Raw genomic sequence first — 14729 nt, 5'->3', positions numbered from 1 at the left:
AAGCTGGTCGGAACCCAGCGTCCACGTGCCATCGCCATTGTCGGTGCCAGCAGATAATGATGCCCCATCCGGCACACCGGAGATCGTCACCGTCAGCGTCTCGCTGGAGTCCGTCAGACCGGCATCAATGTCGAGAGCAATAGCACTATCTTCGTTGCCCGATGCATCCGAAGCATCCAGCGTCGGCGCATCAGCAACGCCTTCAACTTCGACGGTCAGGTTTTCCATCACGACAGCGGAATCATCGCCATCTGTGGTCGAAACCAGAACGGAAAGGTCAATATCGCCGCTGAAATTCTCGGCGGGTGTAATGGTCAGGCCTTCAAGCTGATCAACATCAAGCGTCCAGGTGCCGTCGCCGTTATCTGTTCCAGCCGAGAGCACAGCACCTTCGGGCACACCTTCGATGGTGATCGAGAGGTTTTCGCTGCCATCAAGAAGCTCGGTATCGATATCAAGCGCGATCGCGCTGTCTTCGCGGCCACTGGCGTCAGAAACAGCAAGGTTTGCACCGTCAGCAACACCCGTGACGTCAACCGTGAAGCCTGAATTGACGGTTGACGTATCACCATTGGCTTCACGACTGGTTGCCGCGATATCAAGATCAATGCTGCCACTGAAATCTTCCGGCGGCGTCAGGGTCAGGCCGCTCAACTGCCCGGGCGAGAGCGTCCATGAACCATCGCCATTATTTGTCCCGGCCGAAAGCACAGCACCGTCGGGGACGCCGGAAATCGTGATGGACAGGGTTTCACTTCCGCCATCTAGGTCATTTAGCGACGCCGACAGATCAAGCGTGATCGCGCTGTCTTCCGCACCGCTCACATCGCCAGCATTCAGGTTCGGTGCATCGGCGACCTTGGGCTCTTCAACCTCAATCTCGTCTTCGGTGTCGATTTCGTCATCGAGAAGAAGCTCGTCATCTTCTTCAAGGTCGTCTTCAACGACTGCAGATTCTGCTGATGGTGCTTCTTGTGCTGGCGGCACAAAATCGGGTTGCAGGCTATCATCCGTGGCGGGACCGGCATCTTCACGGTCGCCACGCAGCGCATTCGTATCATTGGTCGAAAGCGGGACCTCGGGCAACTCGACCGCGCTGGGTTCAGACTGCAACGAAAGCTCATCAGCACCGTCGTTCCCACCGCTACTTTCGAAGCTGTCCGCCCCGGTATCGAGATTGTTCTCAATCTCGGCATTTTCAATCTGAGACAGGGTCTGCTGTTCAGTCGCCTCTTGGGCTTGCGCACGCTCCTGACGCTGGGCGGCGGCATTTTGACGCAGAAATGCCTGCTGTTCTTCGGCTTGCGGATTTCGGACCTGGGTGCCGTAATGCACTGATCCCAGTTCCTGCTCCTGATCTTGCGGACGCGCAGAACCGTCCTGATCGTCATGCATTTCGACCAGTTCGTCCGCGTCGCCATCCTGACCAAGCCCGCGCTCGATTTCTTCCTGCGCGGCCGCGTTGTCAAGATCACCCCGACCGTCGTCAGAGCGAGAACTTTCAGTATCGCGAAGATCGTCCGCCATCTAACCCATTCTCCGTAAAGCGCGGGACAGGATAGCCCCGGCCCACACTTCTATACCTTAGTATAGAATCACTGATAAAAACCAGTGAAATGTACGGCCAGGCAGTAGAAATGAGATCATTTCCAGCGGGACCAGAATTTTGCTCAGCGTTCGCTAAACGCTTGATCAAGCGAGACATAAACCGGCTTCAACAGATATTGAAGAAGCGTACGCTCCCCGGTCTGAATATCGGCCTGAACCGTCATCCCGGGTATGATCTTCTGAGCTGAAGCACCTTCGCCGACAGCATCGGCTTCAAGCGCTACTTTACCCTTATAATACGGACGTCCATCTTCATCAACAAAAGTAGAGGCCGAAATCGATACCAATTCACCCTGAATCCCGCCATAGCGGATAAAATCAAACGCGCTGACCTTGACCGTCACCGGCTGACCAAGGTGAACATGACCGATATCCTCGGTCGAAATGCGGGTTTCGGCAATCAGCACATCGTCAATCGGGACAAGCTCCATCACCACCTGTGCTGGCGCGATGACCCCGCCGATGGTCGTGAACTGCAGGCCCTTGATGTAGCCGCGCGTTGGCGCGACGATTTCAAGTCGGGCCACGCGATCACGCAGTTTGCGCAATGCTTCACGGGCCTGTGCAATTTCCCCGCCCAATCGGCCAAGCTCGGTAATTGATTCTTCGCGCTGGCTTTTCTCAAGTTCATTAAGGCGCAGCTTCGCCTCGGCAATGGTTTCACGTGCACGGGCCTGTTCGGCAACCACGCCGGAAAGATTGCCTTGTGCCTCGTTCAGCTCACGCTGGATATTAAGAAACAGAACCTTGGAATTCAGCCCCTGCTCATAAAGCGAACGGCGCATCGTCACTTCCTGGCTTAGCAAATCAACTGATTTGCGAAGGGTTGCTTCCTGCTCGCTCAGTTGGGCCAACTCGGCATTGCGTTCCTTGATCTGAACCTGAAGGATTTCATTCTGGTTCGCATCAAGTTCGGTCTGAATGCGATAGATTTCCTCCTGATTTTGCGCCAGTTCCGGATAGCGTTCATGAAGAATTGTGAAATCCGGTTCGCGCCCCTCGGCCAGCGCGCGGAACCTTTCGGCTTCAAGCTGCAAATTACCCAGCCGCGTTTCGGTCTGGGAAAGCTCCGCCTGCGCCCCATCGGCCTTGAGGCGAAGAAGGACCTGACCCTTTTCAACAAGGTCGCCATCGCGCACCATGATCTCTTCGATGATGCCGCCTTCAAGGTGCTGGATCTTGTTGACCGCACTGGTTGGCATGACCTGCCCGAACGTGATCGCAGTTTCCTTGATTTCGGTGGTCGCAGACCATGCGATCAAGGCAAGGAAGCCGACCGAAAGCATCACCATGGCGGAACGCACAAAGACGGAAATGCCCCCCTCTTCAAGCAACACGGCATGCGACAAATAGCGCGCCATGCGCCGCGAGCGCCGGAACCGCTGGATCGCAGTATCCCGAACTGCTGCATCACTCATAGGTAGCCTCCGTCTATCACTTGTTGCTTGATGCGTTCGGGCGGGCCGTCCCCGCGCAGTTGTCCGCCATCAAGGACAAGAATGCGGTCTGCCAAATCCAGATGACTTGGCCGATGGGTAATCAAAAAGATGGTCGAACCACCGCGCAGGCGATTGATCGTGCTTTGGAAGGCACGGTCGGCCCGCTGGTCCAGACCATTGGTTGGTTCATCAAACAGAATAATTGGCGCTTCACGCACAAGCGCGCGCGCAAGCGCCAGACGCTGCAGGAAACTGGCAGAAAAGCGCGAAGAATGCTGATCACCGACACGGGTCTTGAAACCGTTGGGCAGCGCTTCGACTTCATCAAGAATGCCAGCCGCCATGCAAGCCATCCGCAAATCATCAGGCGCGGCCACCGGGTTGGCCAAACGCAGGTTTTGCGCAATGGATCCCCGGAAAAACTCGATATCCTGCGGCACATAGGAAATGGCCTGACGCAAGGTTTGCGGATCCATCTGACGGATATCGGCCCCATCTATCAGAACCGCGCCGGCCTGGGGCTGGTACATGCCTGCCACAAGCTTGATCAGGGATGATTTACCGGCACCATTGGCGCCAACAACTGCCACGACCTGCCCAGGCTTGATTTCAAAGTTCACCCCGACCAGTGCCGGGTCGGAATCGGCAGTGTAGCGGAAACTGACACGTGAAAATGTCACCGCCCCGTCAAAACGATGCTGCTCGACCGAACGCGGCACCAGATCACCTTCCGGCGCGATGGTCATCAACCGGTTGATCTGGCGTACGCTGCCACGCAACTGTGCCAGTCGCGGCAATCCAAGAAATGCCTGATTGATCGGGCCCAGAACCCGCCATGCCAGCATCATGGATGCCACCAGCGCACCGACGCTCATTTGCGCATCCATCACGCGTTGCGCCCCAAACGCCAGAACAAGCGCACCGGACGTAATCATCAAAACCTGTGCGGATGTGTTGATCACGTTATTGACCATGGCAACGCGATAACCGGCATAGGCAGTATCAGCAGATATATCGCGGAAACGCGCAAGCCAGCGTTTTTCAGATGCGGTGTATTTCAAGGCCGACATCTTGCCGACCGTTTCCACAAGAAACTCCTGTCGGCTTGCACCATGCCGGCCCAACTCGGACACGCGGCGCGCGACAATCGGAAATGCCACGATACCGATCAGGGCGAACACCCCGATCAGGGCAATCGGGATCAGGGCAAGCCAGCCGCCAAGATAGAACATGACAATCAGGAAAAGCGGGACGAACGGAATTTCCATAACCACCAGAGCCATCGGCCCAGTGAAAAATTCGCGCACGCTTTCAAAATCGCGAATGCGTGAAATCTGCACGCCGACCGGGGCGCGTTCGGTAAAGGCCGGTGGCAAGGATAACAAACGTTCGAAAATCGCACCGCTGACCAGTGTATCAAGCCGTGCACCGAAATGACTGACAATCTGGCTTCGCAAGGTACGCAAAACCCAGCTCAGGATCAGGACAATCCCGATCCCGATGGAAAACTGGATCAACATCGGAATGGAGCGCGTTCCGATCACCCGGTCATAAATACCCATGATGAAAATCGGCGTCGCCAGTGCCATGATGTTGAGCACAAAGGTCATCGTCAGCAATTGATAACCAAGCTTCGAGAACCGGTCGGCAATGCCGCCAAACCAGCCGCGTTTATCATCTTCGAGATAACGTTCACGACGATCCGCCGCCGAAAACTGATAAATCTTGCCCGGAATGGCCGACAGCTTGATGACCATTTCCCGGTCTGTGCCACCGTCAAAGACACGCACGCCATTTTCTTCGGGGCGGATTACGACCAGGGCCGTGCCTTCGTCGGGAACGAACAGACAGGGCATCATCCGTTCATCAATCAGATCAAACGTCGCATCGATTTCGCGCGACTGATAGTTCAGATGCGCCAGAACGTTTCGGAAATCGGTCAGATCAAGCGCCTGATCCATGTGCGGCAGGGCCTCGGCAACCTGACGCGGCAATCCGCGCCAACCAAGCGCCTGAAGCAAAGGCCAAACACATGCGTCGAAATCGGACTGCGCGTCCGTGCTTTCCAGGCCCATGCGATAGTTCAGCGCAAAGTCCATGTTTTCGAGTTTTTTCATCGTACCCCCGTCCCGGCCGCTTGCGACTTGGCATCCTCGCCAAGGGCAGCGGTTTTGTTGGTACGACGCAGAACAGGCACAAGATGCTTGTCGATCAGACGGTACTGTTTATTGGCCATCGCAATCAGCGACGGTCGATGCGATACCATCACCAGCGTACAGTGGCGTTTAAGCTCCATCATCAGGCTGGTCATGATGTTATCGCCCGCGATATCAAGCGAACTGTTGGCTTCGTCAAACAGGACAATCCGCGGATAGTCGATCAGGGCACGGGCAACAGCAATGCGCTGTTTCACCCCGCGCGGCAATGTTTCGGATGCCTGCCCGCCGACCTCGGTGTCATAGCCTTCGGGCATGCGCATAACGATGCTGTCCAGTCCAAGACGCCGCGAAATCTCGATCACGCGGTCCACACTGATTTCCTTGCGAAAACCGGTAATGTTTTCAAGGATCGTTCCCTTGAACATCACACCATGTTGCGGCAGATAGGCAATCTGGCGACGGGTGGATTCGGCGGAGTAATCTGCCGGGTTCTTGCCATCGAGCAACACGTCACCCCGATCCGGGCGCAAGGCCCCCATCAACAACCACAAAAGGGTGGTTTTGCCCGTTCCATTGTCGCCGGTAATCGCGATGCACTCACCGGGCTCCACGTTCAAATCCAGATCTTCAAAGATTTTTTTGCCGTCAGCGTGCGAGAACGCAACGTTGCGCAGTTCGATCTTGCCATCAAGCAGCGGCATGTCAGACGCACCGAGTTCGTCTTCTTCTTCGATCTCAAACAGCTCATTGACCCGCTGGCGCGCAACACGAATGTTCTGGAACTGTGTCCACAGGGTCATGGCGCGTTGCAATGGCTGGATCGAACGCCCCGACAGCATCGTGCAGGCCGCAAGACCACCAACCGTCAGTTCTCCGTCAATCACAAGCACACTGCCCATCGCCGCCACCAGCACCATGGTCAGCATGGAAAATGTCGCACTGGCATTAACCGCAGCATGCGCGGATCGTGCTGCACGCAGGTCATCACCCGCACATTGTGACTGGAGCTGATCATGACGACGGATCATCAGGTTTTCCATCGCCATCGATTTGATGGTGTGAATGCCCGTCAGGGTCTCGATGATGAAGTTGTAACGCCGTTCATCGGACTGGCTCCGGTCATCAAGGGCTGAACGCAATTGATGCCCCAAAAACACCGCAGTCAAAAGGAACGCCGCAAGAATGGCCAGCGGCACAAAGACCAGATATCCGCCGATCACCGCAATCAGAGCCAGGAACAGAACGATAAATGGCAGGTCGACAACCGCCCCGATCGCCTGACCGGAATAGAAATCGCGCAGCATGTTCAGGCTGTTAAGACGCTGCAAATGCAGCCCCGGCGCCGTTTTCCCGTAATCGGTCAAACTTGCAGCCAGCAGATGCCCTACCGCCTGTTGTGAACTGTGATGCTCAAACTTTGCCGCAGAAAGCGACGAGATATATGCCCGCCCGAGACGCATGATCGCTTCAAGGATAATTGCCCCCAAAACCCCAAAGATCAAAAGCGTCAGCGTCGGGATCGAACTGTGCGGCAGCACCCGGTCATAGACCTGCAACAGCGTAATCGGCAGGGCAAGCGTCAGCAGGTTGATCACCAAAGCCGTGATCAACAGTGCAAAGCGACCGGTACGCAAGTGCGACAATGCACCGATATTTAATCGAGACCGACGTCTCATCAGGCTGGCAAGCTCCAGAACTTTACAAGATCCACCACACCAAAGTGGTGGATATATACCATCAGATAGGATGCATACTGGATAGCCTCACCAGACGCAAGAAGATCGTGGCAATATTACAACCTGATATGATCTATATCTTACCGGGAATAGCCGGCCACGGATCAGCGGCAGGATAAACGTCAGTATCGCCAGACCATTTTAAGCATCACCACCTTCGCCGCGCAACCGGTCGAGTGCCCGGCGCTCAGCCTTTGTCGGACGGCCCGCCCCGGCTTCACGTTCGGCAACAGGGGCGGTGCGGATGTCAGATGCGACTTCTTTCCTTGGCATCCGCGGCGGGGAATGATCGGCATACAGGGTCTGCGCTTCCGGCGCCGGGCCACGACGCTGACCAAGGGCCATGATCTCGACCACACGCAGATGCGGGCCCTGAAAGAACTGAAGGCGGTCACCGACGACGATCGTGACGCTTGCCTTGGAAACCGACTGACCATTCAAAACAATATGGCCCGACTGGCAGGCCTTGCTGGCAAGCGACCGGGTTTTGTAAAACCGCGCATGCCATAGCCATTTATCAATCCTGAGCTTCTCTGCCTGTTCCGCCACGGCCAACGATTTCCTGCACTAACGGGATACAACACACTTGGAAAGCAGAACGGCGACCCACAAGGGTCGCCGCACAGCCACGATATCTGAGATGATCAGCCCTTGGCTTCAAGCATTTCCTTGAGCTTGGCAAATGGCGAATCTTCATTGATCTGGTTGGCTTTTTCGGGGGCATGATTGCGACCGCCGCCCGGCTTGCCGCCACGACCACCCTTGCCGCCCTGGTTTGGACGATTGCCGCCCTTGCCTTTCGGGCCACCTTTGCCGCCGCCACGGGCTTCCTGACGCGGGCCGCGCTGACCACGGTTCTGCCCGCCACCGCGTTTGCGGCGATCAACCCGGACGAAGTATTTGACTTCGACCAGTTCGTCGCCATCGGCATCGGTTTCAACCGCCGGCGTTTCCGACGTTGCTTCTGCAGACGCGTCCGCAGCGACCTCTGCCGGTTCTGCCTTTGCTTCAGCCGGTGCGGCTTCCTCGGCCGGGGCATCAGCCTTGGCTTCGGTTGCCGCGGCATCAGAAGTTTCGGCTTCGGCTTTTTCCGCTTCAGGTTTGCCCTCCTTGGCGGATTCTTCGGCCTTTTTATCGGCTTCCTTGGCTTCAAGTTCGGATTTCTTGACCTTGGTTACCTCGGCACGCCAGCCAAGTGCGGTAAACACACCTTCGGCCTGTTCGACCGTGCAGCCCAGCAGGGACAAAAGATCCGGATCCGGGCGCACCTTGCCGTCATTTTCACGCGCTTTCTGACGCAGAAGGGCCGCAAAACGTTCCAGCATATCCACACGCGCAGCAAGCGGACCGACCGGCATGTAACCCGCCGCCAGATAGAACCCCTTGGAATTCGCACGATCATTGGGGACCGATGTCCGGCCTGCCGGCGGCAATTCAGGAAGGGCTTCAAGTTCACGTGCCACCGCCCACAGAATGCCGCGCAGCTCGACCGGGTCCGGTTTAAGTGCGTCAAGCACATGGACAGTTTCAACACCCAGTCGCACACCAAGCTTGGCAAGCGCCTTGCGGTCCTCGTCAGACAGGTCCTTGACCAGGCTTTCAAGTTCCGAACGCGGCACACAGCCCAGGCCTTCGTTCAATTGGAACAGAAGACCGCGAATCGGTCCGGAAAGCTGACAATCGCGCAGGCGGGTCAGCATCTTCAGACGCGTTTCAATGTGGGCATTGACGAAATTCTGCAGACGGGTGCGCACCCGTTCGCGGGTCGGACCGTCAAAGAACTCGCTGTCGATCACCTGAACTTCGGGCGACAAGACCGTGTCACCCTTTTTCAGAACACCAACCGACGAACCGTTCCAAAGGACCTCAAGCTTGCCGTTAACCGCGAACTTGTCGTCTTCGTCGGTTTCAAGTTGTTTAACGCGCTGGGCGATTTCGCCGGTCAACGCGCGACGTGCGGCACTGGCGATTGCCTTGCCTTCAAAAGCAGCATCGGTTTCATCAGCAATGAAACGGAATCCGTCAAGACGGCCGACAAATTCACCTTCGACCTGTACTTCACCATTCGCAGTGATGGTAGACATGAGTTCAGACTTGTCCTTGAGACTTTTCAATAAAACCGAGGTTCGTCTGTCAACGAACCTTTGGGTCAGGCGTTCATGTAGCACATCTGAGAGCTTGTCCTCAATGGCCCGCGTGCGTTCCTGCCAATGATTGGCATCTTCGAGCCAGTGATGCTTATGCGATACATATGTCCAGACGCGAATACCTGCCAAACGTGATGACAACTGGTCAATATCACCATCATAACGATCCAGACGCAAGATTTGTTCGCCCAGCCAGTCGATGGGCAGTTTGCTTCCGGGTTTCGCAAGATAGCGATAGATAGATGTTAGCAGCCTCGGATGGGCATCGGTATGGATATTTCTGAAGTCGGGAATCTGGCAGACTTCCCACAATAACTGTACCCGATCAGGCGCGGTTGCGATACGTGCGACATCCTCGTTGCGCGCAAGGTGATCGAGCATGATCTCGTCAACCGGCTCACGCGCCAGAATAAGCGTCGGGTCATCCGAACGCCTGCGCAGCGATTTCTGGAGCGCGCCAACGGTTCGAAAATCAAGTCGCGCATTGCGCCAGAACACTTTTGCAAGCGGTTCGAACTCGTGCTCTTCGATCTGCTCGATAATGTCGGGATCAATCCCCGAAAGGTTCCCCGTCACCCCGAACGTGCCGTCATTCATATGACGTCCGGCACGGCCCGCGATCTGTGCGGTTTCTGCCGCCGTCAGACCACGATTGAACTTGCCATCGAACTTTTTCATTGCCGCAAACGCGACATGGTTGAGATCAAGGTTCAAGCCCATACCGATTGCATCGGTCGCGATCAGGTGCTCGACCTCGCCATTCTGGAACATCTCGACCTGGGCATTGCGCGTGCGCGGGCTCAACGCGCCAAGAACCACGGCCGCCCCGCCCTTCTGGCGACGCACCAGCTCGGCAACGGCATAAACTTCCTGGGCAGAAAACGTCACCACGGCCGACTGGGCCGGCAGGCGCTGTATTTTCTTGGCTCCGTTATAGGTCAGGGTCGAAAAGCGTTCGCGCCGATCAAATTCAACATTGTCAACCAGCTTGCGGATCACCGGGCGGATGGTTTCCGCCCCCATGAACATGGTTTCCGACCGACCACGCGCGTGCAACAGCCGGTCAGTAAAGACATGGCCGCGTTCCGGGTCCGCACACATCTGGATTTCATCAATCGCAAGAAAATCGACCTGTTTGGCGATAGGCATCGCCTCGACCGTACACAGGAAATAGCGGGCCGTTTTGGGAAGAATACGCTCTTCGCCGGTGATCAATGCCACCGCCCCCTTGCCGACCTTGGCCACTGCGCGATCATAGTTTTCGCGCGCCAGAAGTCTGAGCGGGAACCCGATCATCCCGGTGGTATGCGCCAACATCCGTTCCATGGCCAGATGGGTCTTGCCGGTGTTGGTCGGCCCCAATATGGCAAGGATACGTGGGCCGGTTCGGGTTGAAATCTGCATCAATCTTTTCCAATCGACAGCCCAATGATCCGGGCCGTCGCAATCATTGGGCCTTTCAACACGCGATCCGGCGCGATGTCAAGCATTCTGCCCGCGCCGGGCCAATGTACGATGCGCATACCATGCGGCGTCTGGACTGTCTCATCTCGCACCAGCAGACCAGGACAGTAACAGCGGGGACAGAGACTTACTCTTCTTCGACTTCCAGCAACCGTGCCCCCGGGCCATCCCCGGCGAGTTCGTCATAAGGGTTGCGCAGCGGGCAATCGGATATCGACAGACAGCCACAGCCGATACATTGCCCCAATTGATCGCGAAGCCGGGTCAGTTGTTCAATCCGGTCATTCAAGTCATCGCGCCACTGCGAGGACAGCTTTTCCCAATCCTTGGCAGTTGGCACCGTGTTGGGGGGCAGCTTTTCAAACGCGTCGCCGATTTCCGAAAGCGGAATACCGGTTTTCTGGGCAACCTTGATAATCGCCAGTTTACGCAAGACCCCGCGATGAAAACGTCTTTGATTGCCATCGGTGCGAATGGAGCTGATCAGACCTTTGCGTTCATAAAAATGCACAGCCGACACGGCAATGCCACACCGGCGCGCAACTTCTCCGACACTTAAATAGCGCTGCAACACGCCTTTCTCCGCCATTTTTCCTGCTCCCGTCACTGTTTTGGACAAGTTCAAAAAACATGCTTGACCTTAACATTAGTTGAGGTTTTAGAACCTTACTCAATGAAGCGAAATTAGCAAGGAGTCAAAGCCGTGAAAGAGACATTTAACATCGCCGTTATCCTCGGCAGTGCGCGTGAAGGCCGCTTTTGCGATACGGTTGGCAACTGGGCTGTTCAAACCCTGAAGTCTGATCGCGAGCTGTCTGTTGAAACGATTGACCCGGCTGTTTTGAATTTGCCTGCTGCCCAAGTTGGTGCCAGCCACCCTTCGGTTCAGCAGCTCCACACCTCGCTGGCAGAAGCCGACGCCTTTGTTGTGGTCACCCCGGAATACAATCACAGCTTCACGGGCGAATTAAAACTTCTGATCGATGCCGCCAAACAGGAATGGAAGCGTAAACCCGTTGCCTTTGTGTCCTATGGCGGCGTGTCCGGCGGGCTGCGCGCTGTTGAGCAATTGCGCCTTGTCTTTGCCGAACTGCACGCAGTGACAATGCGCGACGTGGTCAGCTTTGCCCAGGGATGGGACAAGTTTGATGAGAACGGCTTGCCCAAGGACCTTGATGGCACCAACGCCGCCCTGCATCACATGATCACCGATCTGAAGTGGTGGGCAGGCGCCCTGCGTGAGGCGCGCTATCCGCAAAGCAAAGCCCAGTTCATTGAGGCGATCGCATCATGACCCGGAAACCTGATGCACCGGGCCTTGGCATTTTGCCAACCACATGGCGCGCGTTCGACCGTTAATTGAACCGGCATCTCCCGGCCGGTTCAACACCCCGTATCAGTCCGGCACTGTTTCCCCCTCGCCCCACCCCGCAATGCCGGGCTGATACATCCTTTTTACCACCTCGTGCCACCACACGAAAAAGCGGAGCGACCATCTGGTCGCCCCGCTTGTCTTCCTAGCCTTCATAAGGGACCCTAGTGGTTCCGCATCTTGTCGGCATATTCCTTGAGCTGGCGACGGGCCGCCTGGAAACTGTTCTTCAAAGCGATATAGACATCCTCGTGGGCATGGTCCGCGCTATCGCGTTTAACCATGATTTCCTTGCCGGGGACATTGATACCGAAATGCACGGCAAAACGGTTTCCATGATTGTGCGACGCGTGCGGGCGTTCCACTACAACATGACAACTGGTCATGCGATCGAAGGTTTCTTCCAGTTTTTGCACCTTGAAACGAATACGCTCATCAAGCGCATCTGACTGATCAACATCACGGTAGGTGATTTGAACGGGAACCTTCATGATACGGCCTCCTGTTTAAAGCCTTGGACGCAAAGCAGGGCATTGCACCCTGCCGTTCACCCCCGAAAACTTTGCAGTTTCGGGATTTTTAGGGGCGTTGTTGTGTGGTTTGTACGCCCCTGTTAAAAACCGTCTATATTTATACTTAGGATACAGGACTTGCGCTGCAAGGTGCGTTGACGCATATCAAGCTCGGTTAAAACCAGACCGTTGAGTTGGTTGACCCTCTGCCTCAATCGGGGAGGGTTTATAATTATTTGAATTACAGGAGAAACAAGAGGTCATGACGGAAGAAAAAATGCGGTTCGAGGCCGAGGTCAGCCGCCTGCTCGATATCGTTGTCCATTCGCTTTATTCCAACAAGGACATCTTCCTGCGCGAGCTGATCTCAAACGCTTCTGATGCCTGCGACAAGCTGCGCTACGAAGCGATTGCCAAACCGGAACTGCTCGCTGGCGACGCTGAATTCAAGGTCCGCTTGCTGACGGACAATGTCCGCAATGTTCTGACGATTGCCGATAACGGGATCGGGATGAACAAGGAAGATCTGGTCGAAAACCTTGGCACCATCGCCAATTCCGGCACCGCCAAGTTCCTTGATGCCGTCTCGAAGTCCGAGAACGCCAAGGATGTCGATCTGATCGGTCAGTTTGGTGTCGGTTTCTATTCCGCCTTTATGGTGGCAAACAAGGTCGAAGTCGTAAGCCGCAAGGCTGGCGATGATCAGGCCTGGAAATGGTCCTCTGACGGCAAGGGCGAATACACCATTTCCGAAGCCGAGATGGAAGGGCGCGGCACGCAGATCACCCTTCATCTGAGCGACGATAACAAGGAATTCACAGACGAACACCGCCTGCGCCATATCGTCAAAACCTATTCCGACCATATCGGCATTCCGGTGGTCCTGATGAAAGGCGACGGTGACGAAACGCTTAACGAGGCATCCGCACTCTGGACCCGCCCGAAAAGCGAGATCACCGAGGAACAATACAAGGAATTCTACAAGCACACCTCGCACGCCTTTGATGATCCGTGGAAAACCATCCACTATCAGGCCGAAGGTGCAATTGAATATACCGGCCTTCTGTATCTGCCGACCATGCGCCCGTTCGATCTGTATGATCCGCAGCGCAAAGGCCATCTGAAGCTGTATGTCCGCAAGGTCTTCATCACCGAAGGTGCCGATGAACTTCTCCCACCCTGGCTGCGCTTTGTATCCGGTGTGGTCGACAGTCAGGACCTGCCCCTTAACGTCTCGCGCGAGATGTTGCAGGACCATCCGCTTCTGACCAAAATCAAGAACGGCCTGACCAAAAAGGTCCTGTCCGAACTTGAAACGGCCGCCAAGAAAGATCCTGAGGGTTATGAAACCTTCTGGGAAAACTTTGGCTCGGTCGTTAAGGAAGGCCTTTACGAAGACCAGACCAACCGTGATCGCATCCTTAAACTCGCACGGTTCCGTTCGACCCATGGTGATGGCTGGACGACGCTGGCCGACTATGTCGAACGCATGAAAGAGGGCCAGAAGGCCATTTACTACATCAGCGGCGAGGATATCGACGCCCTTAAACGCAGCCCGCAGCTCGAAGGCTTTGCCGCCAAGGGGATCGAAGTCCTGCTTCTGACCGATCCGGTCGATGAGTTCTGGATGCCGTCTGTTGGCCAGTTTGACGGAAAGGACTTCAAGTCGGTCACCCGTGGTGGTGCGGACCTCAACGACATCAAGCCCGATGACAAGGATGCGGACAAGGACGACAAGAAGGATGAGGATGCAAGCGATGCATCTGCCCTGATTGCCGCCATCAAGGTCGCCCTTGGCGACGGGATCAAGGATGTCCGCGAATCTGATCGCCTGACCAGTTCGGCCTGCTGTCTGATTGCCGATGAGATGGGCATGGATCTGCGCATGGAACGTTTGATGAAACAGCACAACCGTGTTGATGAAGTCAGCCCGCGCATCCTTGAAATCAATCCGAAGCACAGCCTGATCAAGAAGCTGTCTGACATCGCAACCAAGGATGCCAAGGCCCCGATCCTGAATGACGCAGCCCTGCTGCTTCTGGATCAGGCCCGCATTCTTGAAGGCGAAGCCCTGCCCGATCCGGTCAGCTTCGCCCGCCGCCTTGATCTGGTGATGGAAAAAGGTCTGGGTGCTTAACTGCCCCGAACATTCGATCTTTGCAAAACGGCGCATCATCAGATGCGCCGTTTTCGCTAGGGGCAGGACCCAAGTTTATGCAAAATTTAAAATGCTTATTTACCAACAAGCGGCATAAACACTCCAGTTATCAAAGAACTCAAGTCCGAACGGAA

At 55.7% G+C, this 14729-nt stretch carries 10 protein-coding genes; 2 read left to right on the top strand and 8 right to left on the bottom strand.

The window, feature by feature from the left end:
- The 7 genes from B2R48_RS18255 to soxR all read right to left on the bottom strand — a co-directional run.
- A partial coding sequence (locus B2R48_RS18255) for a hypothetical protein (protein WP_297003280.1) occupies positions 1–1527 on the bottom strand: 1527 nt, incomplete at its 3' end.
- A gap of 143 nt (positions 1528–1670) precedes the next feature.
- The gene (locus tag B2R48_RS18250) at positions 1671–3026 is read right to left on the bottom strand and encodes an HlyD family type I secretion periplasmic adaptor subunit (protein ID WP_297003278.1); all 1356 of its coding nucleotides are present in this window, start codon (positions 3024–3026) and stop codon (positions 1671–1673) included.
- Positions 3023–5164, bottom strand: coding sequence for a peptidase domain-containing ABC transporter (locus B2R48_RS18245; RefSeq protein WP_062955736.1), 2142 nt, complete (start codon positions 5162–5164; stop codon positions 3023–3025). Before B2R48_RS18245 ends, B2R48_RS18250 begins: the two co-directional genes overlap by 4 nt.
- Positions 5161–6882 carry a peptidase domain-containing ABC transporter gene (locus tag B2R48_RS18240; protein ID WP_297003275.1) on the bottom strand — a complete coding sequence of 574 codons (1722 nt, stop codon included), beginning with the start codon at positions 6880–6882 and terminating at the stop codon, positions 5161–5163. The genes B2R48_RS18245 and B2R48_RS18240 overlap by 4 nt, the downstream gene beginning before the upstream one ends.
- A gap of 201 nt (positions 6883–7083) precedes the next feature.
- The gene (locus tag B2R48_RS18235; RefSeq protein ID WP_297003273.1) at positions 7084–7491 is read right to left on the bottom strand and encodes an RNA-binding S4 domain-containing protein; all 408 of its coding nucleotides are present in this window, start codon (positions 7489–7491) and stop codon (positions 7084–7086) included.
- A gap of 95 nt (positions 7492–7586) precedes the next feature.
- Positions 7587–10493, bottom strand: a complete 2907-nt coding sequence (locus B2R48_RS18230) for a helicase-related protein (protein WP_297003271.1) — start codon at positions 10491–10493, stop codon at positions 7587–7589.
- 187 nt (positions 10494–10680) lie between these two features.
- Positions 10681–11142 carry a redox-sensitive transcriptional activator SoxR gene (gene soxR, locus B2R48_RS18225; RefSeq protein ID WP_062955739.1) on the bottom strand — a complete coding sequence of 154 codons (462 nt, stop codon included), beginning with the start codon at positions 11140–11142 and terminating at the stop codon, positions 10681–10683.
- 114 nt (positions 11143–11256) lie between these two features.
- On the opposite strand from soxR, the gene B2R48_RS18220 reads away from it, so the two are divergent.
- Complete coding sequence (locus tag B2R48_RS18220; protein ID WP_297003270.1) at positions 11257–11847, top strand: NADPH-dependent FMN reductase; 591 nt, start codon at positions 11257–11259, stop codon at positions 11845–11847.
- 242 nt (positions 11848–12089) lie between these two features.
- On the opposite strand, the gene B2R48_RS18215 is transcribed toward B2R48_RS18220, so the two are convergent.
- Entirely contained in the window at positions 12090–12416 is a 327-nt protein-coding gene (locus tag B2R48_RS18215) for an HPF/RaiA family ribosome-associated protein (RefSeq protein WP_033067024.1), read from the bottom strand.
- A gap of 283 nt (positions 12417–12699) precedes the next feature.
- Here B2R48_RS18215 and htpG point away from each other — a divergent pair, with 283 nt between their 5' ends.
- Entirely contained in the window at positions 12700–14574 is a 1875-nt protein-coding gene (gene htpG / locus B2R48_RS18210; RefSeq protein WP_297003265.1) for a molecular chaperone HtpG, read from the top strand.
- Positions 14575–14729: the final 155 nt, after the last annotated feature.

This window comes from Thalassospira sp. UBA848 (genome assembly GCF_002295455.1).
Taxonomy (GTDB): domain Bacteria; phylum Pseudomonadota; class Alphaproteobacteria; order Rhodospirillales; family Thalassospiraceae; genus Thalassospira.
The sequence above is the reverse complement of the archived record's forward strand: the minus strand, read 5'-3'. Positions and strand labels throughout refer to the sequence as shown.